Source organism: Janthinobacterium sp. SUN073 (assembly GCF_030397665.1).
In the GTDB taxonomy this organism is placed as follows: domain Bacteria; phylum Pseudomonadota; class Gammaproteobacteria; order Burkholderiales; family Burkholderiaceae_D; genus Janthinobacterium.
Genome location: NZ_JAPUBT010000009.1, coordinates 161,014 through 185,243, shown reverse-complemented (window position 1 = coordinate 185,243; position 24,230 = coordinate 161,014). Strand labels below are relative to the sequence as shown.

General features: G+C 61.8%; 21 protein-coding genes. 11 read left to right on the top strand and 10 right to left on the bottom strand.

What is annotated here, in order from left to right:
- The first annotated feature begins 59 nt into the window (after positions 1–59).
- The 5 genes from O0882_RS22100 to O0882_RS22080 are packed head-to-tail and all read left to right on the top strand — an operon-like array spanning position 60 to position 3,497.
- A complete protein-coding gene (locus tag O0882_RS22100) occupies positions 60–1,502 on the top strand; it encodes a cytochrome P450 (RefSeq protein WP_289951514.1) in 1,443 nt (480 codons plus the stop codon).
- A 36-nt stretch (positions 1,503–1,538) separates the two neighbouring features.
- Positions 1,539–2,000 carry a GNAT family N-acetyltransferase gene (locus O0882_RS22095; protein ID WP_289951513.1) on the top strand — a complete coding sequence of 154 codons (462 nt, stop codon included), beginning with the start codon at positions 1,539–1,541 and terminating at the stop codon, positions 1,998–2,000.
- On the top strand, positions 1,997–2,356 hold the full coding sequence (locus tag O0882_RS22090) for a nucleotide pyrophosphohydrolase (protein ID WP_289951512.1): 360 nt from the start codon (positions 1,997–1,999) through the stop codon (positions 2,354–2,356). The genes O0882_RS22095 and O0882_RS22090 overlap by 4 nt, the downstream gene beginning before the upstream one ends.
- 47 nt (positions 2,357–2,403) lie before the next feature.
- Positions 2,404–3,192 (top strand): hypothetical protein, encoded by a 789-nt coding sequence (locus tag O0882_RS22085; RefSeq protein ID WP_289951510.1) that lies wholly within the window; start codon positions 2,404–2,406, stop codon positions 3,190–3,192.
- Positions 3,189–3,497, top strand: a complete 309-nt coding sequence (locus O0882_RS22080; RefSeq protein ID WP_289951509.1) for an outer membrane protein assembly factor BamE — start codon at positions 3,189–3,191, stop codon at positions 3,495–3,497. Before O0882_RS22085 ends, O0882_RS22080 begins: the two co-directional genes overlap by 4 nt.
- Positions 3,498–3,584: 87 nt before the next feature.
- On the opposite strand, the gene O0882_RS22075 is transcribed toward O0882_RS22080, so the two are convergent.
- The 3 genes from O0882_RS22075 to O0882_RS22065 form a co-directional block, all read right to left on the bottom strand.
- Positions 3,585–5,240, bottom strand: a complete 1,656-nt coding sequence (locus O0882_RS22075; protein ID WP_289951507.1) for a PAS domain-containing methyl-accepting chemotaxis protein — start codon at positions 5,238–5,240, stop codon at positions 3,585–3,587.
- Positions 5,241–5,682: 442 nt separating this feature from the next.
- Complete coding sequence (locus O0882_RS22070) at positions 5,683–7,845, bottom strand: DEAD/DEAH box helicase (RefSeq protein WP_289951506.1); 2,163 nt, start codon at positions 7,843–7,845, stop codon at positions 5,683–5,685.
- Positions 7,846–8,116: 271 nt separating this feature from the next.
- Positions 8,117–8,962 carry an alpha/beta hydrolase gene (locus O0882_RS22065; RefSeq protein ID WP_289951504.1) on the bottom strand — a complete coding sequence of 282 codons (846 nt, stop codon included), beginning with the start codon at positions 8,960–8,962 and terminating at the stop codon, positions 8,117–8,119.
- 134 nt (positions 8,963–9,096) lie between these two features.
- On the opposite strand from O0882_RS22065, the gene O0882_RS22060 reads away from it, so the two are divergent.
- The gene (locus tag O0882_RS22060; protein WP_289951502.1) at positions 9,097–10,713 is read left to right on the top strand and encodes a M28 family peptidase; all 1,617 of its coding nucleotides are present in this window, start codon (positions 9,097–9,099) and stop codon (positions 10,711–10,713) included.
- A 90-nt stretch (positions 10,714–10,803) separates the two neighbouring features.
- Here the strand turns inward: O0882_RS22060 and O0882_RS22055 are convergent, their stop codons facing one another.
- The 3 genes from O0882_RS22055 to O0882_RS22045 form a co-directional block, all read right to left on the bottom strand.
- Positions 10,804–11,220, bottom strand: a complete 417-nt coding sequence (locus O0882_RS22055; protein WP_289951501.1) for an SRPBCC family protein — start codon at positions 11,218–11,220, stop codon at positions 10,804–10,806.
- Positions 11,221–11,349: 129 nt separating this feature from the next.
- Entirely contained in the window at positions 11,350–12,048 is a 699-nt protein-coding gene (locus O0882_RS22050; RefSeq protein ID WP_289951500.1) for a dienelactone hydrolase family protein, read from the bottom strand.
- 91 nt (positions 12,049–12,139) lie between these two features.
- Positions 12,140–14,950 (bottom strand): DUF6701 domain-containing protein, encoded by a 2,811-nt coding sequence (locus O0882_RS22045; RefSeq protein WP_289951498.1) that lies wholly within the window; start codon positions 14,948–14,950, stop codon positions 12,140–12,142.
- Between the two features lie 347 nt (positions 14,951–15,297).
- Between O0882_RS22045 and O0882_RS22040 the strand changes: the two genes are divergently transcribed.
- The gene (locus tag O0882_RS22040) at positions 15,298–16,302 is read left to right on the top strand and encodes a helix-turn-helix domain-containing protein (protein WP_289951496.1); all 1,005 of its coding nucleotides are present in this window, start codon (positions 15,298–15,300) and stop codon (positions 16,300–16,302) included.
- Between the two features lie 32 nt (positions 16,303–16,334).
- Here O0882_RS22040 and O0882_RS22035 read toward each other — a convergent pair whose 3' ends face one another.
- Both O0882_RS22035 and O0882_RS22030 read right to left on the bottom strand, forming a co-directional pair.
- On the bottom strand, positions 16,335–16,568 hold the full coding sequence (locus O0882_RS22035) for a hypothetical protein (protein ID WP_289951495.1): 234 nt from the start codon (positions 16,566–16,568) through the stop codon (positions 16,335–16,337).
- A 112-nt stretch (positions 16,569–16,680) separates the two neighbouring features.
- A complete protein-coding gene (locus O0882_RS22030) occupies positions 16,681–17,787 on the bottom strand; it encodes an S-(hydroxymethyl)glutathione dehydrogenase/class III alcohol dehydrogenase (protein WP_289951493.1) in 1,107 nt (368 codons plus the stop codon).
- A gap of 213 nt (positions 17,788–18,000) precedes the next feature.
- Here O0882_RS22030 and O0882_RS22025 point away from each other — a divergent pair, with 213 nt between their 5' ends.
- The 3 genes from O0882_RS22025 to O0882_RS22015 all read left to right on the top strand — a co-directional run bounded on the left by O0882_RS22025 (position 18,001) and on the right by O0882_RS22015 (position 20,910).
- Positions 18,001–19,449, top strand: coding sequence for a PQQ-dependent sugar dehydrogenase (locus O0882_RS22025; protein WP_289951490.1), 1,449 nt, complete (start codon positions 18,001–18,003; stop codon positions 19,447–19,449).
- Positions 19,450–19,609: 160 nt separating this feature from the next.
- Positions 19,610–20,053 carry a thioesterase family protein gene (locus O0882_RS22020; RefSeq protein WP_289951489.1) on the top strand — a complete coding sequence of 148 codons (444 nt, stop codon included), beginning with the start codon at positions 19,610–19,612 and terminating at the stop codon, positions 20,051–20,053.
- A gap of 71 nt (positions 20,054–20,124) precedes the next feature.
- Positions 20,125–20,910 carry a transporter substrate-binding domain-containing protein gene (locus O0882_RS22015; protein ID WP_289951486.1) on the top strand — a complete coding sequence of 262 codons (786 nt, stop codon included), beginning with the start codon at positions 20,125–20,127 and terminating at the stop codon, positions 20,908–20,910.
- A gap of 1 nt (position 20,911) precedes the next feature.
- On the opposite strand, the gene O0882_RS22010 is transcribed toward O0882_RS22015, so the two are convergent.
- Both O0882_RS22010 and O0882_RS22005 read right to left on the bottom strand, forming a co-directional pair.
- A complete protein-coding gene (locus tag O0882_RS22010; RefSeq protein WP_289951485.1) occupies positions 20,912–21,454 on the bottom strand; it encodes a DUF3016 domain-containing protein in 543 nt (180 codons plus the stop codon).
- A gap of 155 nt (positions 21,455–21,609) precedes the next feature.
- Complete coding sequence (locus O0882_RS22005; protein ID WP_289951483.1) at positions 21,610–22,113, bottom strand: DUF3016 domain-containing protein; 504 nt, start codon at positions 22,111–22,113, stop codon at positions 21,610–21,612.
- Positions 22,114–22,546: 433 nt separating this feature from the next.
- Between O0882_RS22005 and O0882_RS22000 the strand changes: the two genes are divergently transcribed.
- A complete protein-coding gene (locus O0882_RS22000; RefSeq protein WP_289951480.1) occupies positions 22,547–24,058 on the top strand; it encodes a response regulator in 1,512 nt (503 codons plus the stop codon).
- Positions 24,059–24,230: the final 172 nt, after the last annotated feature.

Genomic DNA, 24,230 nt, shown 5'->3' with positions numbered 1-24,230 from the left:
GAGTATGGCCATTATTACAAGCAATCCTCGTACTTTCACCGTATCGACAGGAGATGTCCATGCCGCCACTCGACCACGCCGCAGCACCCGACATTGCGCGGCCGCTGCGCCAGATCCGCCGCTTGCCGGGGCCCTTCGCCCTGCCCATCGTCGGCAACAGCCTGCAGATCAAGCTCACGCGCATCCACCGCGACGTGGAACAGTGGGTGCAGCGCTACGGCCCCTTCATGCGCGCCTGGTTCGGCCGCACGCTGGTGCTGGTGGTGGCCGACAGCGAGGCCGTCGGCGCCGTGCTGCGCGACCGGCCCGACGGTTTTCGCCGCCCCCTGAGCAGCTCCGTCGTGTCCGACGAAATGGGCGGCGTGCCCGGCCTGTTCCTGGCCGAGGGCACGGAGTGGCGCAACCAGCGCCGCATGGTCATGGCCGGCATGGCGCCCGGCGCCATCAAGGCCTACTTCCCGGCGCTGGTGACGGTGGCGCAACGCCTGCAGCGGCGCTGGCATCTGGCCACCACGCAAGGCCAGGCGATCGACCTCGATGGCGACCTGAAACGCTACACGGTCGACATCATCGCCGGCCTGGCCTTCGGCACGGAAGTCAACACGCTCGAATCGGGCGAAGACGTGATCCAGCGTCACATGGACGACATCCTGCCCGCCGTGGCGCGGCGCAGCCTGTCCATGTTCCCGTACTGGCGCTATGTCAAGCTGCCCGTCGACCGGCGGCTGGACCGCGACGTGGCGGCGCTCTCCGCCGCCGTGGCCGACCTGGTGCAGCAGGCGCGCACGCGCATGGCGCACGACCCGGCGCGCCGCGAGCGTCCGCCCAACCTGCTCGAAGCGATGATCGCCGCCGCCGACCTGGAAGGCAGCGGCGTGACCGACCGCAACGTGGCCGGCAATGTGCTGACCATGCTGCTGGCGGGCGAAGATACGACGGCCAACACGGTGTCCTGGATGATCTATTTGTTGCAACGCCATCCGCACACCCTGGCCCGGGCGCGCGAGGAAGTGCGGCGCCTGGCGCCCGACGTGGCCCATTTCACCATCGAGCAGATGGATAGCCTCGACTACGTGGGCGCCTGCGCCAGCGAAGCCATGCGCTTGAAACCCGTGGCGCCGTTCCTGCCCGTCGAGGCGCTGCGCGACACGGTCATCGCCGATATTGCCGTGCCGGCCGGCACCCTCGTGTGGTGCGTGATGCGCAACGACACCGTAGCCGATGCGCACTTTCCCGACGCGCAAGTCTTCCAGCCCGAACGCTGGCTGGCCGAAGGCGGCGAGGCGAACAACAAGCGCGCGTCGATGCCCTTCGGCGCCGGCTTGCGCACGTGCCCGGGCCGCTACCTGGCCTTGCTGGAAATCAAGATCGCCATGGCCATGCTGCTGGGCAGCTTCGACATCGCCGGCGTCGATACGCCCGATGGCGGCGAGGCGCAGGAATTGATGGGCTTTGTGATGTCGCCCATCGGCCTGACGATGCGCCTGGCGCGGCCGCAGTGATACCATGGGGGGAATCTCAGTCAACGTGCTTCCCCCATGCAAATTCACCTGGAATCACCGCAGCAAGCCGATGTGCAAACCCTGATCGCCGAGCTTGATGCCTATCAGCAGACCCTGTATCCGGCCGAGTGCGTGTATGCGCTGGACCTGGCGTCCGTGCCGTCCGATACCCTGCTGTTTGCCGTCGCCCGCGATGCCGCAGGCACGGCGCGCGCCTGCGGCGCCATCGTCGTCACACCCGATTTCGGCGAGGTCAAGCGCATGTACGTGCACCCGGACAGCCGTGGCCTGGGCCTGGCCAGGCGCTTGCTGGCCTTGCTGGAAGAACAGGCGCTGACGCGCGGCTGCCGCTTGCTGACCCTGGAAACGGGCGTCCACCAGCCCGCCGCCATCGCCCTGTACGCGCGCCATGGCTACCAGCGGCGCGGTCCCTACGGCGACTATCCCGACGATCCGTTCAGTGTCTTCATGGAAAAACCGCTGCAGGTGGCGGCATGAACGCGCCCACCGACAGCTTGCTCGACATCCGCGCGCGCCTGCGCGCCTTTGCCGCCGAGCGCGACTGGGACCAGTTCCACACGCCAAAAAACCTGGCCATGGCCCTGTCCGTGGAAGTGGCCGAACTGGTGGAACATTACCAGTGGCTGCCCACGGGCGCGGACAGCGAACTGGACGAGGCCAAACGCACGGGCATCCGCCACGAGCTGGCCGACGTGCTGATGTACCTGGTGCGCCTGGCCGACAAGAGCGGCGTCGACCTGCACGCGGCCGTGCTGGAAAAGATGGAACTCAACGCACAGAAGTATCCGGCGCAGCAAGTGCGCGGCGACGCGCGCAAATACAGCGAGTACTGATCCCCAGCCGTGCGTGGCTGATGCGCAAAAAGGCGTAGCATCGGGCCATGCGCATCCCTCTTTCCCTGCTGCTCGTCTGCCTGATCCACGGCCATGCTGCGCTGGCGCAAACCGCGCCCGTGCCGCAAGTCAAGGTGGACGCCACGCGCGACCCCGTCGACAAATCCTACCGCAAGATGCTGCAGGGCGTGGAGCGTTTCGAGCGCGACCATGCGCTGGCGCCGCAAGCGGTGCTGCGCTTCCGTTTGCTGCCGCGCCAGCCCGGCGTGGACATGACAGGCGTACAGCTGCGCATCGCCGGCGACAGCGTCAGCATCCCCCTGCCCCTGGCCGAGGACAACAGCTTTGCCCCCGTGCGCAATGCGCAGGCCGCGCGCGAAGACGCCGTGCTGATCGCCAACCGCAAGGCCACCACCATGAGCTGGCGGGCGCAAGTGATCACGCCCGGCTTGCCGCCCGGCACGCGGCGCTTGGGCGACTTGCGCCTGGAATGCCGCGCCGGCATGGATTCGGGCCTGATCTCGAACGACCCGCAAATCATCGCCTGGCTGTCCAGCATGCTCTACAGCACGGATAAAGTGTGTTCCGAACCCGATGGCAACTACCTGTTCTTCACGGAGCGGCCCCTGTTCGGCGTGACCCTCGTGCATGGCGAACGCAGGGTGTCGTTACCGTTCACCATGCTGTACGCGGGCGGCGAGCAAACGCCCGCCTCGCTGCCCTATTGCGATTGCCAGGTCTTGCTTGACCGCACGTATTACGCGCCGCTGTGGGATGCGAGCTGGCCCGACGATACCCTGCTGGAATTTACTTATATGGATGAGGTGGCGCCATGAAGTGGCTGGTCTTCGCCATGCTGACGCTGCTCGCCGGGTGCTCGGGCACGCGCGCCTTGCAGGCAAGCAAGACTGTGCCTTACGCTACGCTGGAACAAACGGTGCAGCAAGGCAGCAGCACGCGCGAGCAGGTGCGCGCCGCGCTCGGCGACAGCACGGCCATCCGTTTCGACAGCGGCAATGAAGTGTGGATGTACAACTACCCGGCCGCCGCAGGTGCGCAGGGAGAATATGTCATTTTGTTTGGCGGGGATGGGGTGGTACGGAAGGTGCGCAGCGGGGAAGTGTATCGGGTGAAGAAGTAAGAGTACCCCACAAAGTCTGGGGGGAATGCTCCCAATGGGAAGCATTCCGGTCACGCAGTGACTGACCCCGGCAGTTCGCGGGTTTTACTAGCGTACCTTTAACAGCGCCCTTGCCGCCACGCCCGCGCCCACGCCGCGCCCCACGCCGGCAACCTTGCGCTTGGGCGAGGCCTTCAATTTGAAGATGCCGATCGACTGGGCCACGCTGTCCGTGCGCTGGGCCAGGTTGGTGGCGGCCGCGGCCGCCTGCTCCACCAGCGCCGCATTTTGCTGCGTGATGCCATCCATCTGGATGACGGCCTGGTTGACTTGCCCGATGCCCTGGTTCTGCTCGCGGGTGGTGGAAGAAATCTCGTCCATCACTTCCGTCACGCGGGCCACGGAGGCGATCACTTCCGCCATGGTGGCGCCCGCATTGCTGGTCAGCACGCTGCCCGCATTCACGGTGGCGATCGAATGGTCGATCAGGTGCTTGACTTCCTTGGCCGCCGTCGCCGAGCGCTGCGCCAGGCTGCGCACTTCACCAGCCACGACGGCGAAGCCACGGCCATGCTCGCCCGCACGCGCCGCTTCCACGGCCGCGTTCAAGGCAAGAATGTTCGTCTGGAAGGCGATGCCGTCGATCAGGCCAATAATGTCGAGAATCTTGCGCGACGAGGTGCTGATCTCATCCATCGTGGTGACCACTTCACTGACGATGGTACCGCCCTTGGCGGCGACGGTCGACGCTTGCGCCGCCAGGTCGTTGGCCGTGGCCACGTGGTCGGCGCTGTTTTGCACGGTGGACGTCAATTCTTCCATGCTCGCTGCCGTCTGCTCCAGGCTGGACGCCTGCGATTCCGTGCGGCTGGACAGGTCCATATTGCCCGTGGCGATTTCCGCCGTGGTGATGCGGATATCCTCGAAATTGGCGCGCACGTCGCCGATGATGCTGTGCAGGTTGATATTGGTCTGGCGCAAGGCCGCCATCAATTGACCCATATCATCATCACGCACCTTGTCGATCACGCCCGTCAAGTCGCCACCGGCCATCTTGCGCGCCATCGTGATGGCGTCGCCCAGCGGCGCGACCAGCGAATTGTGCAGATGGGCCCAGAAATACAGCATCAGCGCGACGGCTGCGGCGGAAGCGCCGCTGAGCCAGCTGCGCGTGGCTGTGCTCGTGTCGCCATCGATACTCCACACGGCGCAGCCGAGGATGGCCAGCACCACGCCGAAGACGATGCAATGCAGGGCCAGGTCTTGCGACAGGCTCAGCTTGCGCCACTCGGCCAGCTTGGCGACCCAGCCCTGGCGCACGACGCGGCCATTGCGGATCGCCAGCCTGGCGGTGTTGCCATCTTTAAAACTTTTATACAGGGCTGCCGCTTCATTGATCTGCTCGCGCGTGGGCTTGGTGCGCACGGACATGTAGCCGATCGGGCGGCCGTTTTCAATGACGGGCGTGATATTGGCAAAGACCCAATAAAAATCGCCATTCTTGCAGCGGTTCTTGACCATGCCCGTCCAGGGCATGCCCGTCTTGATGGTATCCCACAGGTCGGCAAAGGCTTCGGCCGGCATATCGGGATGACGCAGAATATTTTGTGGCGCACCCAGCAGTTCCATTTCTGAAAAACCGCTGACTTCAATGAAATACTGATTGGCGTAATTGATGTTTCCCTGTAAATCCGTGGTGGAAACAATCGTCATGCCTTCATTTAATACGTATTCCTTTTGCGTGATAGGCGTATTGACCCGCATGTCGCTCCTCTATTTTTTTTCAACTAGCATAACAAAAACATAAAAACAATATACCACATCAAGCACCGGCGAGATATCGCCACGGCGAAAGTGACGCGGGTCAAATAATTTAATAAAAGTCAATTTATTTATGTTTTAGAATTTACTTTAATTTAACTTGATTGATTTTATTGAAATGCAAAATTCAAATTACGTGCAGATGCAATAATTAATAAAAAATTATGTATCGATGTAGCAGGCAATAAATATGGTGCAGGCGACGATAAAAAACTGCGGAAGCATTGCGATAAAGGCCGGCACATGGTGACGCCTGCCGGCAAGCATAAGGCGGCGACAATGTTCATTTCTTGAGAGGAAATAAAAACTGGCGCGAATGCGCCAGTGGGGGAACTGTCTCCAATTCGCGACACAGGCGCCGGGGAGGCGCCTGGGAAGGAATGGCTTACTTGAACGTTTTACGCGGCGGCGACTTTGGACGCGCTGGTGCAGGTTTGCGCTCCGTCGTGCCGTCATCGAGGCTGATGCGCAATTTCTGGCCCGACACGACGACCGATTTCAGGTGGTCGAGGATTTCCGGCGGCATGCCTTCCGGCAAGTCCAGCACGCTGTAGTTGTCAAAGATATCGATACGGCCGATATGCTTGGCTTCCAGGTTCGCTTCGTTGGCGATGGCGCCCACGATGTTGCTTGGCGTCACGGCGTGCTCACGGCCCACTTCGATGCGGTAGGCCGTCACGCCCGGGCGTGGACGTTCCTTCTTCGGCGCGCGCGGCGCTGGTGCTGCCTCGCCCGCGTCCGCTGGCGCATCCTTGAACGCTGGCGCGGACTTGGCGGCAAACGGCTTGCGCGGCGCGGCTGGCGGCGCCAGGTCAGGTGCATCGCCGTCACGGCTGATACGCAATTGCTGACCAGCAACCCAGACGGACTTCAGCTGATCCAGCAATTCCTTCGGCATGGTATCCGGCAAGTCCAGGACGCTGTAGTCGTCATAGATTTCGATGCGGCCGATATTTTTCGAATCGATACCCGCTTCGTTGGCGATGGCGCCCACGATATTACCCGGTTTCACGCCATGCTGATGACCGACTTCAATACGGAAAGTCTGCATGCCGGCGTCGGCAGGACGGGAAATGCGTTCCTTTTTCGGGAAGGCCGGACGTTCGCCACGCTCGCTGCGCTCGTTACGCTCGAAACGGTCGCCCCGTTCCGGACGGTCATTGCGTTCGAAGCGGTCTTGGCGTACAGGACGGTCGTCTTGCCACGTGGCTTGCTCGCGCGCCTTGTTCTTGTCCAGCAGCAGCGGCGTATTGCCACGTGCCATCTTCGCCAGGGCGGCGGCGATTTCGATGGCGGGAATATTTTGCTCGCGTTCGAAATCTTCGATCAGCGACTGGAACTGCTCCAGTTCGCCCAAGGCCAGGGTTTCACTGATCTGTTCCTTGAACTTGGCGATACGCACATCGTTGACGGCCTGAATCGTCGGCAATTCCAGCATGCCGATCGGCTGGCGGGTCGAGCGTTCGATGGCTTTGAGCAAGTTCTTTTCACGCGGGGTGATGAACAAAATCGCTTCGCCGCTGCGGCCGGCACGGCCCGTGCGACCGATACGGTGGGTATAGCTTTCCGGATCGTGCGGCACGTCGTAGTTGACGACGTGGCTGATGCGCTCGACGTCCAGGCCGCGGGCGGCCACGTCGGTTGCCACGAGGATGTCGATCTTGCCGTCTTTCAACTGCTGGATCGTGCGCTCGCGCTGCGCTTGCTGGATGTCGCCATTGATGGCGGCAGCCGAGAAGCCGCGTGCCTGCAGCTTGCCGGCCAGCTCTTCCGTGCCCAGCTTGGTGCGGGCAAAGATAATCATGCCGTCAAACACTTCCGCTTCCAGGATGCGGGTCAAAGCGTCGAGCTTGTGCATGCCCGACACCAGCCAGTAACGCTGGCGAATGTTGTCGGCCGTACCCGTCTTGGCGGCGACCGTCACTTCGGCTGGATTGACCAGATAGGTGGTGGCGATGCGCTTGATGACGGAAGGCATGGTGGCCGAGAACAGGGCCGTTTGATGGCCATCCGGCGTTTCTTTCAAGATACGCTCGACGTCGTCGATAAAGCCCATGCGCAGCATTTCATCGGCTTCGTCCAGCACCAGCGTCTTCAGCTTGGACAGGTCGAGCGAACCCTTGTCCAGGTGATCGATGACGCGGCCAGGGGTACCGACGATGACGTGCACGCCACGGCGCAGGGCCGACAGTTGCGGGCCGTAGCTTTGACCGCCGTAGATCGGCAGCACGTGGAAGCCGGGAATGTGGGCGGCGTACACCTGGAACGCTTCGGCGACCTGGATGGCCAGTTCGCGTGTCGGTGCCAGGACCAGGGCTTGGGGTGAGCTTTGTTTCAGATCAATGCGCGACAGAATCGGCAAGGCGAAGGCGGCGGTCTTACCCGTGCCTGTTTGCGCCTGGCCCAGCACGTCGCGGTTAGCGAGCAATAATGGAATCGTGGCCGCCTGGATAGGCGACGGTGTTTCGTAACCGACATCCTTGAGCGCGCGAATCAGCGGCTCGCTCAGGTTAAGGTCGGAAAATAAGGAAATTGGTGTATCAGACATGAAATCACTCACAAGTTCGCTCGAATCGCCCAATGCGAAAGAGTGTATCTGCTAGTTTACTCTTTACTGGACCTCACCGGGTGGCTGCATGCCGCAGAACGCCGTTTTTTGCGGCATATCTACCGAAAAAAGGCAGAAAAATCGGCTATCCACACGCAATAGACGCGTGATTTTGCCAACATTAAACGATACACAACAATGTGCCGCCTGCGCCTGTTCTACGTGGCAACAGCAACGGCGGGCGCCTCGCCAGCATGGCGCCCGCCCCGTTTCAGGTGCGCAAGAACTCCAGCAAGTCTTCGTTCAGGCGGTCCTTGTGCGTCGTCGCCAGGCCGTGCGGCGCGCCTGCATACACGAGCAGCTTGCTGCCGATGATGAGCTCAGCCGTGCGCCGCGCCGAGGCGGCAATCGGCACGATCTGGTCGTCGTCGCCATGGATCACCAGGGTCGGCACATCGAAGCTGGCCAGGTCGCTGGTGAAATCCGTTTCGGAAAATTGCTTGATGCATAAATAGGATGCCGGCATGCCCGCCTGCATGCCTTGTCGCCAGAAGCTGTCGCGCACGCCCTGCGACGGCTTGGCACCGGGCCGGTTATAGCCATAGAAGGCCTCGCTCAAGTCGCGAAAGAATTGGCTGCGGTCGGCCTGCACGCCGGCGCGGATGGCGTCAAACGCGGACAGCGGCAAACCCAGCGGATTTTCAGTGGTTTGCAGCATCAGCGGCGGCACGGCGCCCACCAGCACGGCGCCCGCCAGGCGCTGCGTGCCATGGCGGCCGATGTAGCGCGCCACTTCGCCGCCGCCCGTCGAATGGCCGACCAGGGTGGCGCCCGTCAAGTCCAGCGCTGCGATCAGGGCGGCCAGGTCGTCGGCATAAGTATCCATGTCGTTGCCGTCGAACGGCTGGCTGGAGCGGCCATGGCCCCGCCGGTCGTGCGCGATGACGCGGTAGCCGTGCGCAGCCAGATAAAACATCTGGTCTTCCCAAGCGTCGGACGACAGCGGCCAGCCATGGCTGAAGACGACGGGCGGGCCGCTGCCCCAGTCCTTGTAGTAAATCAAGGTGCCGTCGGCGGTACGCAGGGTATTGCTCGATTGCAAGTCAGTGGCAGTCATGGAACGCTCCTTGTCGGTGGACCAGCGGCCATTGTGGCCGCAATGGCGCGCGCACGCCGCGCGCTACGCCAGAGCATTGCGGTAGAGTAAGATTGCCGCTGTTTTGCTTTCCTGTATTCACTTTTGGAGTTGTCATGCGTTTACCCTTCGTCCTCGCCGCCAGCCTGTTCAGCACGGCCGCCCTCGCCCAACCGCTCGTTGCCGAAGCGCCCCTGCGCGCCCATCTGTCCTTCTTGGCCGACGACTTGCTGGAAGGACGCGGCACGGGCCAGCGCGGCGGCGACCTGGCCGTGCGCTACCTGGAAACGCAGGCGGCCGTAGCCGGCTTGCAGCCATTAAAAGATGGCAGCTACCGCCAGGCGCTGACCATTGTCGGCAGCAAGGCCTTGCCATCGAGCACAGTGACGTTCAGTGCGGGCGGCAAGACCTTGTCTCCCGCCTTCGGCAAGGATATCGTCTTTGGCGCGGCGAATGGCCAGCAGAAAGTGGCGTTCGACGCGCCCGTCGTGTTTGCCGGCTACGGCATCCGCGCGCCCGAGGAAAACTGGGACGATTTCAAGGGTGTTGATTTAAAAGGGAAACTGGTCATCATGATGGTCAACGACCCGCAGCCGACCGCCACCGAACCGCAGCGCTTTGCCGGCCAGTCCCTCACGTATTACGGCCGCTGGGTCTACAAGTACGAGGAAGCGCTGCGCCAGGGCGCCGCCGGGGTCTTGCTGATCCACACGACGGCGTCCGCCTCGTATCCGTGGTCGGTGCCGGCCAACGGTTTCGGCCATGAGCGCTTCAACCTGGCTGGCGCGGGCAATGCGATGGAAGGCTGGCTGCAGGAAGACATGGCGCGCACCCTGTTCCAGCAAGCCGGACAAGACCTGGACGCCTTGCGTGCACAGGCCGAAACGCGCGCGTTCCGCCCCGTGCCCCTGGACGCGACGGTCAAGGTGGCAGTCAATAGCCAGATCCGCAGCATCGAGCAATTCAACGTGGCCGGCATCGTACCGGGCACGGACCCGAAACTCAAGGACGAAGCCGTGATTTACTCGGCGCACTGGGACCACCTGGGCAAGGATGACGAGGGCAACCAGCGCGCCGGGCAAAGCGACCATATCTACAACGGCGCCATCGACAACGCCTCGGGCGCGGCGGCCCTGCTGGCCATGGCGCAAGTGGCCGTGAAACAGCCGGCGCGCCGCACGCAAATCTTCCTGTGGCCGGCCGGCGAGGAAACGGGCATGCTGGGCAGCACGGCCTACACGCGCGCGCCATTATGGCCGCTGGCGAAAACCGCCGCCGACCTGAACCTCGACAGCATGAATTTTGTCGGCAAGACGCACGACATCGGCGTGGCCGGCGCCGAGCGCAGCAGCCTGCACGCCAGCGCCGCCAAGGTCGCCAAGCGCATGGGCTTGCGCCTGGCGCCGACGATCCCCGACCTGTCCGGCGCGTTTTACCGGGCCGACCATTTTGCGTTTGCCAAGGCCGGCGTGCCCGCCTTCAACGTGGGTTCGGCAGTATTCTCCGGCGACGGCTCCTTTGATTTCGTCAAGGAACCCAAAGCCTCAGGTGAGCGCCTGGTGGCCTTCAAAAAGGATTACCACCAGGTCACGGATGAGTACCACCCTTCGTGGGATCTGTCCGGCATGGTGCAGCAGGCACAGTTCACCCTGAACCTCGGTTACGAAGTGGCGAACGACAGGAACTTGCCTACTTGGAACAAGGGCGAAGCGTTTGGCAAGGTAAAACGCTAAGAGGGTAACAATGTTTTAACCCGCAAAGCGGAAAGGCTGGGGTCGGACCCTCAGGGTCCGACCCCGGTATTTGCTATGGGGTTTGGCAATTCAAATCGCCATGATGCGTTTCAGGTCGATGAACGCCGTTTCATACAAATGTTGAAACGCGCCCACCATGACCTCTTCCACGCCTTCGGCCGCGTCGAACTCGCCCGACCATTCGGCCACGCAGGAAGCGCCGCCCGGTTCGCCCGTGACGCGCAGGGTGGAACGGTAGTTCTTGACGGGGATCGGGCCCGAGACGATGGTGTAGCTGTAGCTCTTGTCCGCTTCGCTGTAGCTTTGCAGGCGTTCGGCGATGATGGCGCCGTCCGTGGTTTTCAGGCGCCGCACGCGACCGCCATGCTCGGACAGGCTGGTCTTGATGGAGCTCGACCATTCAGCCAGCGACTGGAAGCCGCCGATAAAATCCCACACTCTTTCGGCGCTTGCCGCCAATGTTACAGAAACAATTACTTGGGCCATCTTTGATTCGGTTCCTCATCCAGGTTTGCCGGGCGCTGCGCCCGGCCGGCCGGAGATGCCCGGCACAGCCGCTATTTTAGCGCCCATGCGGCTTTACTGCCGAGTCGACAGCGCTGGCGGCGCTCCCGCTTACAGATTTTCCGACAGGAAAATCAAGGAATTGCCATGTGCCTGGGCCGCGGCGCGCTGCAGGTAGCTGTCGCGGTGGGTGCAATTGAAGCCGTGCTCGGCGCCCGGGTAGATATGGATTTCCACGTCTTGCCGGTCTTCGAAGCGCTCGGCGATCTTTTGCACGGCTTGCGGCGAAATATGGCTATCCTCGCCGCCGAAATGCATGAGCAACGGCACCTGGATACGGTCGGCCAGGTCCAGCTTGTTCTGGATGCCGCCGCCGTAATAGGCGATGGCGGCATCGACCAGGCCGGCTGCTGCCGTCTGGAATGACAGACGGCCGCCAAAACAGTAGCCGACCGAGGCCAGCTTGCCCGTCACTTCCGGGCGCGCGCGCAGCGCGGCGACGGTGGCGGCGATATCGGCGTCGGCATGCGGATTGTCGGTGGCCTGCATCAGCTCGACGGCGCGCTTCCAGCCGTCAGCGTCATAGCCCAGCTCGATGTGCGCGCCCGCGCGCCAGAACAGGTCGGGCACCAGCACCACATAGCCATCGGCCGCGTACTGGTCGGCCACGGCGCGGATGTGCTCGTTGACGCCGAAAATTTCCTGCAACAGGATGATGGCGGGGCCTTTGCCAATATGCGGCACGGCCAGGTAAGCCTGGAAGCTGCCGTCGGGGCCGGCGATATCGATCCACTGCGATGTTGTGCTCATAGAAACTCCAGTCTGAGGTTGGGGGGAATGCCACAGCCAGGCATGTTACTGGTTTTTCACGCCGCCTGCGTCCGCCCCCCTTTGCCCAGGCTCAATACATCTCGCGCAGGTAAATCACGGGGCCCGATCTGAGGATGCCAAAGACAACAACGCCCACCGTGCTGCCCAGGTAGGGATGATTGCCCACGGAAACGTCCACTCTGCCGGCCTTGCCGGTTCCGGGCGCCAGCAGCGTCAGGCGATAGGCCTGCGGCAACGCGCCTTGCACGACGGTATAGGGCAGATCATCAGCGGCCAGCTTGCTGCAGTCCAGCGTTTTCTTGCAATTGACAAACAGTACCTGCGACTTGTTGAACGCACTGATGCTGTCGAGCAGGTTCGTGATCCATTTCGTGCCATTCCAGTACTGCACTTGCACGGCCAGCCGGACGGGCAGCAACTCGGAGCCATAGCCGTGGGCTACCTGCCATTGCCCCGACAGCACGGTCATCCGTGCCTCGTTCTGTATCAATGCCGAACTGGAGCTGACGACGGCGCCGCCGGGATATGTGCTGCTGGCGCGCAGCAGCACGTCGGTGGGCGCCACCGTCACCGGCACGCCTGCCTTGCCCGGAAAACGGTAGGCGACCATGGTTCGGGCGATGCCCAGGGTGAATTTCGCGGGCGCCACGCCGGTGACGGTGGTTTGCGCCTTGCTGCCATCGGTGAGGCGGCTACTGCCATCAGGAGTACTCGGCGGAAAGGAAATCTTGCCCGTGGCCGCATCGAGGCCTTCGAGCAACACGGGCGCCAGCACACTCGGATTGAGCTCATCATAATTTTGGGTCGTCGTCTCCCCCAGGGCGCGCGCCGTCACGCGCACGCCTATCGCCTGCCCCGAGTAGGCGTAGCGGCCTTTCTCCCCATCGTTGGCACAGGTGAGCGGCGCGGCGCACGGCGTGGCGATGCCGTTGGTCGCGGCCGGCTCGTCACCGTCGTCCTTTTTGATCAGCTCCGTGATGAAGTGGTGCGGGATGAACTGCACCTTACCACTCGTGCCGCTTGCCAGCGGTGGAACGTCGCCGTTGACGGCAGGCAGTTGCCATCCCAGGTAGTTCATCAAGCTGGCCGTAAATTGAACAACCCCCACTTCCTTCCAGCTCATGCCCGTGGCGGTCAAGACACCCCCGTTGAAGCCCAGGCTGCCATCGGCCGATGGCTCGGCGTGGCCGACAAATGTGGGTTCGACGACAGTACGTCCCAGCAGCACGGTTGGCGCCGCCGATTCCCGGCCAAAGTTGGGCGTGGCTGCCTTCAAAAAATTCCGTGCCGATACGCTAACCACCGTTGCCGGCGCCACGCCCATCACGGCCAGGCCCGCACGCTGTGGCGTGGCGATCGGACTGAACACAAAATCGTACGGAGCGACAACCACCCCACCGCTGCCTTGCATCTTCAAGCCCTTGTCGCCGCCGCTGGCCGGTTCATACTTCGCGTTCAACGTCAGCTTGCCCGCGTCGGCATACAACATGGTTGCCGTGGCAACGCCAGCGTTGTCGAACGCCAGGTTGACGGACTGCCCCGTCGCACTGCACGCGCTGCTGGCGCTCGCGGCCAACGGCACGAAGGCCCCCGTCCCTTTGACCAGGAGCGGCAAGGTGCCGGCGGAGGGATTGCTGTAGCTACAACTGAGGGTCAAATCCTTGGTGGTATTCATGAACAGGGGCACGCAGGCCTGCTCGTTCGGTTTGTCTTGCAATGCACTGATTGTGAAATCCGTGGCCACGGCGGAATTATGATTGACGGAAGTGACCATCAAGCCGGTCGCCGCAAAGCTCATGTCGCAGCTGCGGCTGTTGTCCGACGCGCGCTTGCAGACGAGCGCACCGGTGGCGCCGGGCACGCTCGTCAGGCCCAGGGTGGCCGTGCCGACCGTGTACTGGCGCACGCTGGCCGTAGCCACGCCGCTGCTGCCGATCAGCGTCGACGTGCCGCCAGGGCTGACGGTGACATTCGCGCCGCCCGTGTACCTGGCGCTGCAGGCGGCATCCGCGCACGCCGTGACCTTCACGGTCTGCGGCGCGCACGTCAGGGCCGTGCCTGGATGATCGATCTGGAAATGGTGGGGCCCTGCCTGCGTGCCGGGCCCGCATTTCGGCCCCATGGGGTCAGTGTAGGGCCAGCCGCTGTTGTTCGTCACGCAGCTGCAGGGGTTGGCTGGCGTGTACGCCTTGCAGGTAATGGTCTGCTGCACCCGGCCGTGGTATCCCAATGTAATGTGATCGACCAAGGCGTTGCCGGTGATGGCCGCATCGGAATCCCCAAGGATCACGTTTCCACCTTCGACATCGCCCTTGATGGTAGCTTTGTTCTCAACGACCAGAGTCTGGGATGCCTTGACATCGCCCGTCACCACCAGGTCCGTCGACTTCAGTTGGATGGAAGGGGCCGTCAGGTTGCCGGTCACCTTGCTTGCAGACTCGATCAAGAGCGAGGTGCTGGCGGTGATGCTGCCAGCAATAACGACAGCGGAAGCGGTAACGATGGTGGTACCGGTAATAGCCCCCGTGACATTCACTCTCGATGCGAGATTGATTGGCCCTGTCGAGCTAATACCGTTGGTGACCTTGGCATCAGCCTCGATGCTCACGGAGCCGCCCTGAATAGCGCCATTCACGGTCGAACTGGCAGAGATAGTGACGGCACCCTTTGCATTAAGATTGCCTGTCACGCTGATCGGACTGCCGCCCAGCTTGATCGACGACGCGATGATATTGGCGACTATGTTTTGCCCGTTCTGCCCGCCTGCAATAAAAGTGCCACCATTGGCAATAATGCTACCGCCACTTATTTTTAACCTCGCTGGCGGATTGTCGCTGACATTGATATCGCCCTTGGCCGTCAGGGTAGCCGTGCCTCGCATCGTCAAGCCTTGGTTATACGTTATTGTCACAGGGCTGTTGACCGTCACACGGTAGCCGCTCTCAATGACAATCTCGTCATTCCATAGCATCGACAAAGAGGCGCAGGTATATTCGACGCCGCTATTGCTGCAGTCCGTGACGGCAGCACCGTTAAAATTGAGCGTTCCGGCGCGGGCTGGACCAGTACACAGCGAAAATAGTAAAGCGGCAACGAAAATGTATATGCGCACGGTGTTCGGCAATCTGATGAATGTGAGGACAAACGGTTTGTAGCAAATTTCATGCTAATCTGCATGCCAAAACCGAAGTTGCATTATGGCACTATTTCATTTATCTCATTCATTGCATGATCAAGCACAGCCCGCAAGAATTTCCATTACGTACCGTCGACATCATCGTCTACCCCGGCTTCAAGGCGCTGGAAGCCATCGGCGCCATGAAAGTGTTTGATTACGCCAACACCCATTTGCGCCTGCGCAATTTGCCCGGCGGCTACGACGTGCGCATCGCCTCGACAGCCATCGGCCCAGTCGAGTCCGATACGCTGATGTCGCTGCACGCCAGCAAGGCACTCGATGTGAACCGCCTGCCCGACTTGGCCGTCATCGTCGGCTGCCACCATGTCGAGCAAGTCTTGCAGGATATTCCCGCCCTGGCCGCCTGGGTGGCCGAGGCGGCGCCGCGCATCGACACGCTGGCGGCGCTGTGCACGGGCTGCTTCTTCCTGGCCGAAGCCGGCGTGCTCGACGGCAAGAGCGCCGCCACGCACTGGAGCGCCGTGGACAGCCTGCGCCAGCGCTATCCATTGATACAGGTCAATGCCGATGCGATTTTCGTGCGGGAAGGAAAATTCTGGACGTCGGCTGGCGTGACGGCCGGCATCGACCTGGCCCTGGCCCTGGTGGAAGACGATTTCAGCCGCGATATCGCGCTGGAAGTGGCGCGCGACCTGGTGGTGTACCTGAAGCGGCCTGGCGGCCAGTCGCAGTTTTCCGTACACCTGTCGAGCCAGATGACGACGCATCCGACCATCCGCCAGTTGCAGGGCTGGATCATGGAACACCTGGCCGAAGAGCTCACGGTGCCGCTGCTGGCGGCCAGGCTAGCCATGAGCGAGCGTAATTTTACGCGCGTGTTCCAGCGCGAAACGGGCAGCAGTCCGACGGAATTCATCGAAACGGCGCGCTTTGAAGCGGCGCGTCGCTTGCTGGAAGACAATGTGTCTTCCTTAAAACAGGTGGCCGCGCAGGCGGGCTTGCACAGCGAGGAAAGGCTGCGCCGCCTGTTTCAAAAGAAACTCTCCATCACGCCACGCGACTACCGCGAACGCTTTTCCAGCACGGCGCGCTAGGCGCAGCGAAGGTCCGCCAGGGTCTGCGAGACTCAGCGCGACTTGTTGCTGCGCACGTGGCGCGTGGCCAGCTGCTGGCGGTGCCAGGCCAGCGGGGTAAACATCAGCGCGCACAGCAGATAGGTGGCCAGCAGCGCCAGCCAGATGGCGGGCGTGGCGAGGATGGCGGCATTGCTCCACCACAAGGACAGCAGGGAGGACAGGGCCGCGCCGAGGAAGACGGGCAGCATGCGGCGCAACGTGGCGAGGTAGGCAGTGGCAAACATGAGCGGCTCCCAAAGCAAAGCGGATGCCTTCACACTAGCAGGCGCAGACGGCGAAGTACAGCCCTGCCGCCCTGCCCCATCCGTCAAGTGTTGCGCAATACGTACACGCAGATCAGTACAAGACCACGGAACGGATCGATTCGCCGCTCTTCATCAGGTCGAAACCCTGGTTGATATCTTCCAGTTTCAAACGGTGCGTGATCAGGTCGTCGATATTGAGCTTGCCTTCCATATACCAGTCGACGATTTTCGGCACGTCCGTGCGGCCCCGCGCGCCGCCGAAGGCCGAACCGCGCCATTCGCGCCCCGTCACCAGCTGGAACGGGCGCGTGGAAATTTCCTGGCCGGCCGCCGCCACGCCGATGATGAACGATTTTCCCCAGCCCTTGTGCGTGCATTCGAGCGCCTGGCGCATCAGGGTCGTGTTGCCGACGCATTCAAACGAATAATCGGCGCCGCCGTCCGTCAGTTGCACGATGGCATCAACGACGTTTTCCACCTCGTTGGGGTTAATAAAATGCGTCATGCCGAACTTGCGCGCGATGGCCTGGCGCGCCGGATTGATGTCGATGCCGATGATTTTGTCGGCGCCAACCATTTTCGCCGCCTGAATCACGTTCAGGCCGATGCCGCCCAGGCCGAACACGGCCACGTTGGCGCCCGCCTCGACCTTGGCGGAGAACAAGACCGCACCCACGCCCGTCGTCACGCCGCAACCGATGTAGCAAACCTTGTCGAACGGCGCATCTTCGCGGATCTTGGCCAGGGCGATTTCCGGCACGACGATGTAGTTCGAGAAAGTGGACGTGCCCATGTAGTGGAACAGCGGCTGGCCATTCAGGGAAAAGCGGCTGGTCGCGTCCGGCATCAGGCCGCGGCCCTGAGTGGAGCGGATGGCCTGGCACAGGTTCGTCTTTTGCGACAGGCAGAATTTGCACTGGCGGCATTCCGGCGTGTACAGGGGGATGACGTGGTCATCCTTTTTCAGGGTCGTCACGCCCGGACCCACGTCGACGACGACGCCGGCGCCTTCATGGCCGAGGATGGCGGGGAAGATGCCTTCCGGATCGGCGCCGGACAGGGTGTAGTAATCGGTATGGCAAATGCCCGTGGCTTTCAGCTCGACCAGCACTTCGCCGGCGCGTGGGCCGGCCAGGTCGACTTCTTCGATGGTCAACGGGGCGCCCGCCTTCCAGGCAATCGCGGCTTTGGTTTTCATGGGGATTCTTCCTGCTCGGTTTCAGATGCGCCATTATCGGGCGCGGGAGGGCGTGAGGCTGCAGCTGGCCCCGCGCTTGTCTGAAAACGCCGCGCATTTGTCCGATGCCGCCGCACGTTTGCGCCAGCTCAAACGTTCCAACACAAGGACGCGCATTCTTGGTGCAAGTCCCCTAATTGAGCAGTCGTTGCGTCGTTCCCGCAGGAGACTGACATGCGCCATCTGCTTTCCCGCTTTCCCCGCCCCTGGTTGCCCCTGCTGCTGGCATGCTGCCTGGCCCTGCTGGCCGCCTGCGGCGGCGGCCACGAGCACCATCCGCCCGACGCCACCACGGGTGACCTGACAATCAGCATAGTCGGCTTGCCGGCCGGCGTGGCGGGCGCCGCCACGCTCAGCGGCCCCGGGTCGTACAGCAAGACGTTGACGGCGAGCACCACGCTCACTGGCCTGGCACCCGGCGCCTACACGCTCAGCGCCGCCAGCGTGGCGCAAGGCACGCAAACGCTGGCACCCACGCCCGTCACGCAGCAGGTACAAGTCAATGCGGGGGCGACGGCCAGCGCCAGTATCACCTATGCGGTCACGGCACCGCTGGCCCTGGCCCTGCAAGAGGTGGCCAGCGGCTTGAGCACGCCCATCTTCCTCACGGCCCCGCCCGGCGACAGCCGCCTCTTCATTCTCGAACGCCCCGGCCGCATCCGCGTGCTGCAGAACGGCAACCTGCTGGCCACGCCCTTCCTCGATATCAGCCCGCTCACCACCAGCGGCGAGCGGGGCTTGCTGTCGCTGGCCTTCCATCCGCAATACGCCAGCAACGGCTATTTCTTTATTTATTACACCAACCTGGCCGGCGACATCGTCATCGAGCGGCGGCAAGTGTCGGCGGGCAACGCCAACGTGGCCGATCCCCTGTCCGCGCTGACCATCCTGACGCTACCCCACCCCACGTTCAGCAACCACTATGGCGGCTTGCTCAGCTTTGGCCCGGACGGCTACCTGTACGCGGGTACGGGCGACGGCGGCAGCGCGGGTGACCCGTCCGGCAATGCGCAAAACACGAATGTACTACTCGGAAAACTGCTGCGCCTGGACGTCAACGCCAGCACGGTAGCCCAGCCGTACGTCATTCCACCGGGCAACCCATTTGCCGGCACGCCGGGCGCACGCGGGGAAATCTGGGCGTATGGCTTGCGCAACCCGTGGCGCTACGCCTTCGACGTGCCGGCCCAGCTGCTGTATATCGCCGACGTGGGCCAGGCCAATTGGGAAGAGGTCGACGTGCGTCCCGTGGGCCAGGCGGGCAACAACTATGGCTGGAACATCATGGAAGGATTGCATTGCTACAACAGCGCCAGTTGCAACCAGGCGGGGCTGGTCCTGCCCGCCATCGAATACGGCCACGATACGGCCGGCGGCTGCTCGATCACGGGCGGCTATGTGTACCGGGGCACGGCCCTGCCGGAACTGGCGGGGCAGTACCTGTATTCGGACTACTGCAGCGGCTGGCTGAAAAGCTTCAGCTACAGCAATGGCACGCCCTCCGCCGTGACGGACTGGGGCATCACCAACGTGGGCAATATCCTGTCGTTCGGCCAGGATGGTCAAAACGAGCTGTACATGCTGAGCGGCACGGGCAAGGTGTACAAGGTTGTACGTAATTAAGTGTACATAAATAAGTGTACATAAATAAGCGTACGCAAATAAGCGTGCGCAGGCGGTCATGGCGGCGCACGCGGCAGAGGGCGTTTTTCGACGGGGCGCGGGGAACCGGCTAGAATGGGTTTTTCCCGACGCGCCCCGCGCACCAGCCCAAGAGAACACCATGGCCCGTTTGAAACTTGAATTTCCCGAAGACCAGTACTGCTATTCCTCGCAACTGACGGTACGCACCACGGACATCAATGCCGGCAACCATCTCGGCAACGATTCCATGATTTCCATGATTTCCGAGGCGCGCGCCCGCTTCCTGTTTGAATTCGGCGTGCGCGACATTGAAGCGGACGGCACCGGCATCATCGTCACCGACCTGGCCACCACCTACCGTGCCGAAGCCCATGCGCGCGACCAGTTGCTGTTCGAAGTGGGCGTCATGGATTTCAATAAATATGGCGGCGACATCACCTTCCGCATCACGCGTCCCCGCGACAGCACCCTGATCGCGATGGCCAAGTCCGGCTTTGTGTTTTTCAACTACAAGCGCAGCCAAGTCGTACCCATGCCGGAAGAGTTCGGCAGCAAGTTCCCGCAGGTGAACTGGATCGATTAAAGGACAGATTAAGCGGGTCAGCTTGCCGCCATGCTGTATGCTTGCCAGGAAGACATTGAAACTGGAGCGGCATGCAAGCAGCGATAACGGCAAGACTATGCCTGGCCCTGGCGTTGTGGGGCGTGTGGCAGACCGCCCTGGCCGCGCCGCAAACCGTCATCCTGTATGGCGACGACGACTATGCGCCGTACAGCTATGTGGAAAAGGGCATCTTCAAGGGCATGTACGTCGATATGCTGCGCGCAGCCGCCACAAGCATGCCGGAGTATCGGCTGGACCTGCAGCCGCGCCCCTGGAAACGGGGACTCGACGCACTGGAAAAAGGCCAGGTGTTCGGTCTGTTCCCGCCCGGGCGCAAGACGGAGCGGCCGTACGTGCAACCATATTCGGCCATGCTGTACCGCGAATCGGTGGTGCTGTTTTGCCATGACGCCGTCATGCGCAAGCCGCGCACGCACTTCCCGACGGACTTCGCCGGCCTGACGATCGGCGTCAACACGGGTTTTTTGCTGTCGGAAAAATTGATGGTGCCGGCCCGCCAGGGATTGCTGCATCTGGAAGCGGCCAAGGGCAACGATGCCAATCTGAAGAAACTGGCCCTGCGGCGCATCGATTGCTACGCCAGCGACCGCGGTGCGGCCCGCCACACGGCACGCCAGCTGCAAGGAGAACTAAGCAGTTACGGCTTTCAATTGCACGAAGTGCTCGAACTGTCGTCCGAAGCCACGTATATCGCCTACAGCGCGCGCAATACGCCCGCCTACAAGGCCGATTTCATCGAGAAAATGAATGCGGCCTTGCTTGCCATGCGGCAGAACGGCCAGCTGGCACGCATCGAAGAGGCTTACCTGCGCTGAATTACCAGCGCCGCACTTCGCGCGGCTGCAAGCTCATGACGGGACTGCTGCGGCCCTGGGGCTTGACGCCGAAGGTATTCTTGAACCAGTCGTCGATCATGCGCTTTTCATAGCGCAAGGCATCGTTGCTGGAATAACGATTGATATGCTGCAAATAGGACATGTCCGACAGATAAGCGTTGCCGCTGGCAATGACTTTGCCATGCTGCTCGAGCGTATAGCGCAGGCGCAGGCGGGGCCAGTCAGCACGGCCCGTCATCACGCGCACATCGAAGGCACCGCGCCGTGCCGGGTCTTCGCGTCCGGCCAGGTCGACATCGGTGATCTCGATCCTGAGGTCCTGGCCGGGGGGCAAGCTCTTGCCCAGCCAGGTGAAGTGATTCCCCAGGCCCGCCAGCACCTGTTCCCGGTCGCGCGAGCTGAACGGAACATCGGAATAGTCATCGGGTTTGTCGAACGTCACCTGCACGCCCGCCCAGGCGCTGCTGCCGGCGGCCAGCGCCAATGCGGCCAGCCATGTTTTCGCCATCGTGGAAATACGCATGTGCATTCCTTTCAGAAAAGTCACGGGCAGGCAGATGCCGCCATGCCGCATCTGCCTGCCCCGTTTGACTATAGCCTGAAGTGCAAATTTCCGTAGCGCAATACGTTTCGCGCGGCGGCACGCGCAGCGGCAAGCCGCCTGACGGGCTGCGCCCCTTACTTGCGCGCCTGGCGCTTCACCTTGATGCCGAAAGTATCGGCATACCAGTCATCGATCATCAACTTTTCATAGCGCAACTTCTCATTGTTGAAGTAGTGATTGATGCGGCTCAGGTACGACATGTCGGACAGGGCGGCATCGCCACTGCGAATCACCTTGCCATCCTGCTCCAGCACATAGTGCAGGCGCATGCGCGGCCAGTCGACCCTGCCATTCATGACGCGAATATCCTGCCCGGCACGCAGGGACGGATTTTCACGTCCCGCCAGGTCCACATCCGTGACGTCGATTTTCAAGGTCTGCCCGGGCGGCAGCGATGCGCCCAGTTTCTCGAAATGCCGGCTCAGTTCCTTCAACACGTCATCGCGTTCCTGCGGGTTGAACGGGACATCCGTGTATTGATCCGGTTTGCTGAACTGCACTTCCGTTCCTGCCCAGGCCGCGCTGCTGGCCAGCAAGGCCAGGCCGGCGACCAGGGCGCGCGTCGTTTGCTTTTGCATGATGTACCCTTTCAGGAGATGTGCGTGGCATGGTGCCACTTCTTATACCTATTCAATATAGCGCGCCGCACCCCATCCTGACGCGCAATTCATACCTTGTTACTTTTTTGATTTTGCGCCAGAAAGGCAAGACGCCGTTTTTTTTGCAGATTCATTGGCAATATTAATTAAAACAAAGTATTGTCTTGAAAATATAGTTGCCTAAGCGATAAAGCATAGATAGTGTCAGCAACCTGGATTTAAAGTGTTTTTTTGGCACGTGTGTTGCATGTTGTTAGTCAATTTTTCTTGCATATTGTTAATATTTAGCTGTCAGTCTACAATCGACAAAATGCGCCTAAAAAACGCGCAACGCCGGTAATGGCGCACAGGAATTCCTGGCGCAGGCGTCTCAACATTGCGTCAGTTATGCCTTTTAGCGGAACTCGTCCTCATGTCATTTTTGTCTTCAGCATCGCCCAAGTTACCTCCCTGGAAAGTCCTGCTCGTCGATGATGAACCCGACATCCACGACATCACCAAACTGACGCTGAGCCGTTTCCGCCTGGAGGGCCGTGCCCTGAGCTTCGTGCACGCGTACAGCGGCGCCGAAGCCAAGCAGGTGCTGGCGCGCGAAGACGGCATCGCGCTGGTCTTCCTGGACGTGGTGATGGAACGCGAAGACAGTGGCCTGGAAGTGGCGCGCTGGATGCGCGAAGACCTGGGCAACCAGTTTACGCGCATCGTGCTGCGCACCGGGCAGCCGGGACAGGCGCCGGAAGAACGGGTGATCGTCAACTACGACATCAACGACTACAAGGAAAAGACGGAACTGGACCGCACCAAGCTGTTCACCACCACCTTTGCCGCCCTGCGCGCCTACCGCGACATCATGAAGGTCGAGGAAGCACGGCTGAGCCAGCTGCATTACCGCGAAGGCCTGGAAAGAGTCATCGCCGCCTCGGCGCACATTTTCAAGCAGCGCAACCTGCGCGACTTCGCCAGCGGCCTGCTGCAGCAAGTCGTTGCCCTGCTGCGTCTGGAAACGAGCATGCTGCTGCGCCTGCGCGGCGCCAGCGCCATCTCGGGCGAGCAGGATTATGAAATCCTCGCGCAGATCGGCGACCATGAAGCCGATGACGGCATCCTCAGCCCTTCCCTGCTGTCACAACTGGACCATGCCAAGAGCAATAAAATCTCGCGCCTGCACGGCGACACCTATGTCGGCTATTTTCCGAATAGCAGTGGCAAGGCTTCGCTGCTGGTCTTGAAGGGCGTGGAAGAAATTTCCGACCTCGACGCGCAATTGCTGGAAGTGTTCTGCTCGGGCGTGGCGATCGCCTTCGACAACATCCTGCTGACGCAGGAAATCACCGATACCCAGGCCGAACTGATCCTGCGCCTGGGCGACGTGGTCGAATCGCGCTCGCACGAAGGCGGCAACCACGTGCGCCGCATGGCCGAAGTGTGCCAGCTGCTGGCGCAGGCCTCCGGCATGTCGGAAGAAGAAACCATGGTGCTGCGCCACGCGGCGCCCATGCATGACATCGGCAAGATTTCCACACCCGACGCGGTGCTGCTGAAACCGGGCAAGCTCGACGCGGCCGAGTGGGAAATCATGAAGCAGCATCCGACGGTGGGCATGTCCATCCTCGACGGCTCGCAGCGTCCGCTGCTCAAAGCAGCCGCCGTGATCGCCCACCAGCACCATGAAAAATACGACGGCAGCGGCTACCCGCAAGGGCTGGTGGGTGAAAACATCCACAAATACGCACGCATCGCCGCCGTCGCCGACGTCTTCGACGCCCTCATGCACAAGCGCTGCTACAAGGACGCCTGGCCGTTGGAACGTGTAGTGAGCTACCTGCGCGAAGTGAGCGGCAGCCACCTCGATCCGCAGTATGTCGAGTTGTTGATTGAGAATCTCGATGCAGCGCTTGCGCTGAATCAACGTTTTCCTGATTAGGGGCCACATTTAACCCAAGTACAAATACCGGGGTCAGACCCTAAGGGTCTGACCCCCGCACGCCGGCAAAACACGCTTCGGCCCAAGCCCCCAATACGGGCATTCCGGGCCAAGCGGACCTGAAAAATGTCGAGGGTACGGCAAGGAGCTGCAACGCCGCCATCGGCATTTT

What these genes read in the sequence shown, in the direction of transcription:
- O0882_RS22100 (WP_289951514.1), top strand. Translation starts at nt 60, where the DNA reads ATGCCGCCACTCGACCACGCCGCAGCACCCGACATTGCGCGGCCGCTG.
- O0882_RS22095 (WP_289951513.1), top strand. Translation starts at nt 1,539, where the DNA reads ATGCAAATTCACCTGGAATCACCGCAGCAAGCCGATGTGCAAACCCTG.
- O0882_RS22090 (WP_289951512.1), top strand. Translation starts at nt 1,997, where the DNA reads ATGAACGCGCCCACCGACAGCTTGCTCGACATCCGCGCGCGCCTGCGC.
- O0882_RS22085 (WP_289951510.1), top strand. Translation starts at nt 2,404, where the DNA reads ATGCGCATCCCTCTTTCCCTGCTGCTCGTCTGCCTGATCCACGGCCAT.
- O0882_RS22080 (WP_289951509.1), top strand. Translation starts at nt 3,189, where the DNA reads ATGAAGTGGCTGGTCTTCGCCATGCTGACGCTGCTCGCCGGGTGCTCG.
- O0882_RS22075 (WP_289951507.1), bottom strand. Translation starts at nt 5,240, where the DNA reads ATGCGGGTCAATACGCCTATCACGCAAAAGGAATACGTATTAAATGAA.
- O0882_RS22070 (WP_289951506.1), bottom strand. Translation starts at nt 7,845, where the DNA reads ATGTCTGATACACCAATTTCCTTATTTTCCGACCTTAACCTGAGCGAG.
- O0882_RS22065 (WP_289951504.1), bottom strand. Translation starts at nt 8,962, where the DNA reads ATGACTGCCACTGACTTGCAATCGAGCAATACCCTGCGTACCGCCGAC.
- O0882_RS22060 (WP_289951502.1), top strand. Translation starts at nt 9,097, where the DNA reads ATGCGTTTACCCTTCGTCCTCGCCGCCAGCCTGTTCAGCACGGCCGCC.
- O0882_RS22055 (WP_289951501.1), bottom strand. Translation starts at nt 11,220, where the DNA reads ATGGCCCAAGTAATTGTTTCTGTAACATTGGCGGCAAGCGCCGAAAGA.
- O0882_RS22050 (WP_289951500.1), bottom strand. Translation starts at nt 12,048, where the DNA reads ATGAGCACAACATCGCAGTGGATCGATATCGCCGGCCCCGACGGCAGC.
- O0882_RS22045 (WP_289951498.1), bottom strand. Translation starts at nt 14,950, where the DNA reads ATGCGAGGCACGGCTACCCTGACGGCCAAGGGCGATATCAATGTCAGC.
- O0882_RS22040 (WP_289951496.1), top strand. Translation starts at nt 15,298, where the DNA reads ATGATCAAGCACAGCCCGCAAGAATTTCCATTACGTACCGTCGACATC.
- O0882_RS22035 (WP_289951495.1), bottom strand. Translation starts at nt 16,568, where the DNA reads ATGTTTGCCACTGCCTACCTCGCCACGTTGCGCCGCATGCTGCCCGTC.
- O0882_RS22030 (WP_289951493.1), bottom strand. Translation starts at nt 17,787, where the DNA reads ATGAAAACCAAAGCCGCGATTGCCTGGAAGGCGGGCGCCCCGTTGACC.
- O0882_RS22025 (WP_289951490.1), top strand. Translation starts at nt 18,001, where the DNA reads ATGCGCCATCTGCTTTCCCGCTTTCCCCGCCCCTGGTTGCCCCTGCTG.
- O0882_RS22020 (WP_289951489.1), top strand. Translation starts at nt 19,610, where the DNA reads ATGGCCCGTTTGAAACTTGAATTTCCCGAAGACCAGTACTGCTATTCC.
- O0882_RS22015 (WP_289951486.1), top strand. Translation starts at nt 20,125, where the DNA reads ATGCAAGCAGCGATAACGGCAAGACTATGCCTGGCCCTGGCGTTGTGG.
- O0882_RS22010 (WP_289951485.1), bottom strand. Translation starts at nt 21,454, where the DNA reads ATGCGTATTTCCACGATGGCGAAAACATGGCTGGCCGCATTGGCGCTG.
- O0882_RS22005 (WP_289951483.1), bottom strand. Translation starts at nt 22,113, where the DNA reads ATGCAAAAGCAAACGACGCGCGCCCTGGTCGCCGGCCTGGCCTTGCTG.
- O0882_RS22000 (WP_289951480.1), top strand. Translation starts at nt 22,547, where the DNA reads ATGTCATTTTTGTCTTCAGCATCGCCCAAGTTACCTCCCTGGAAAGTC.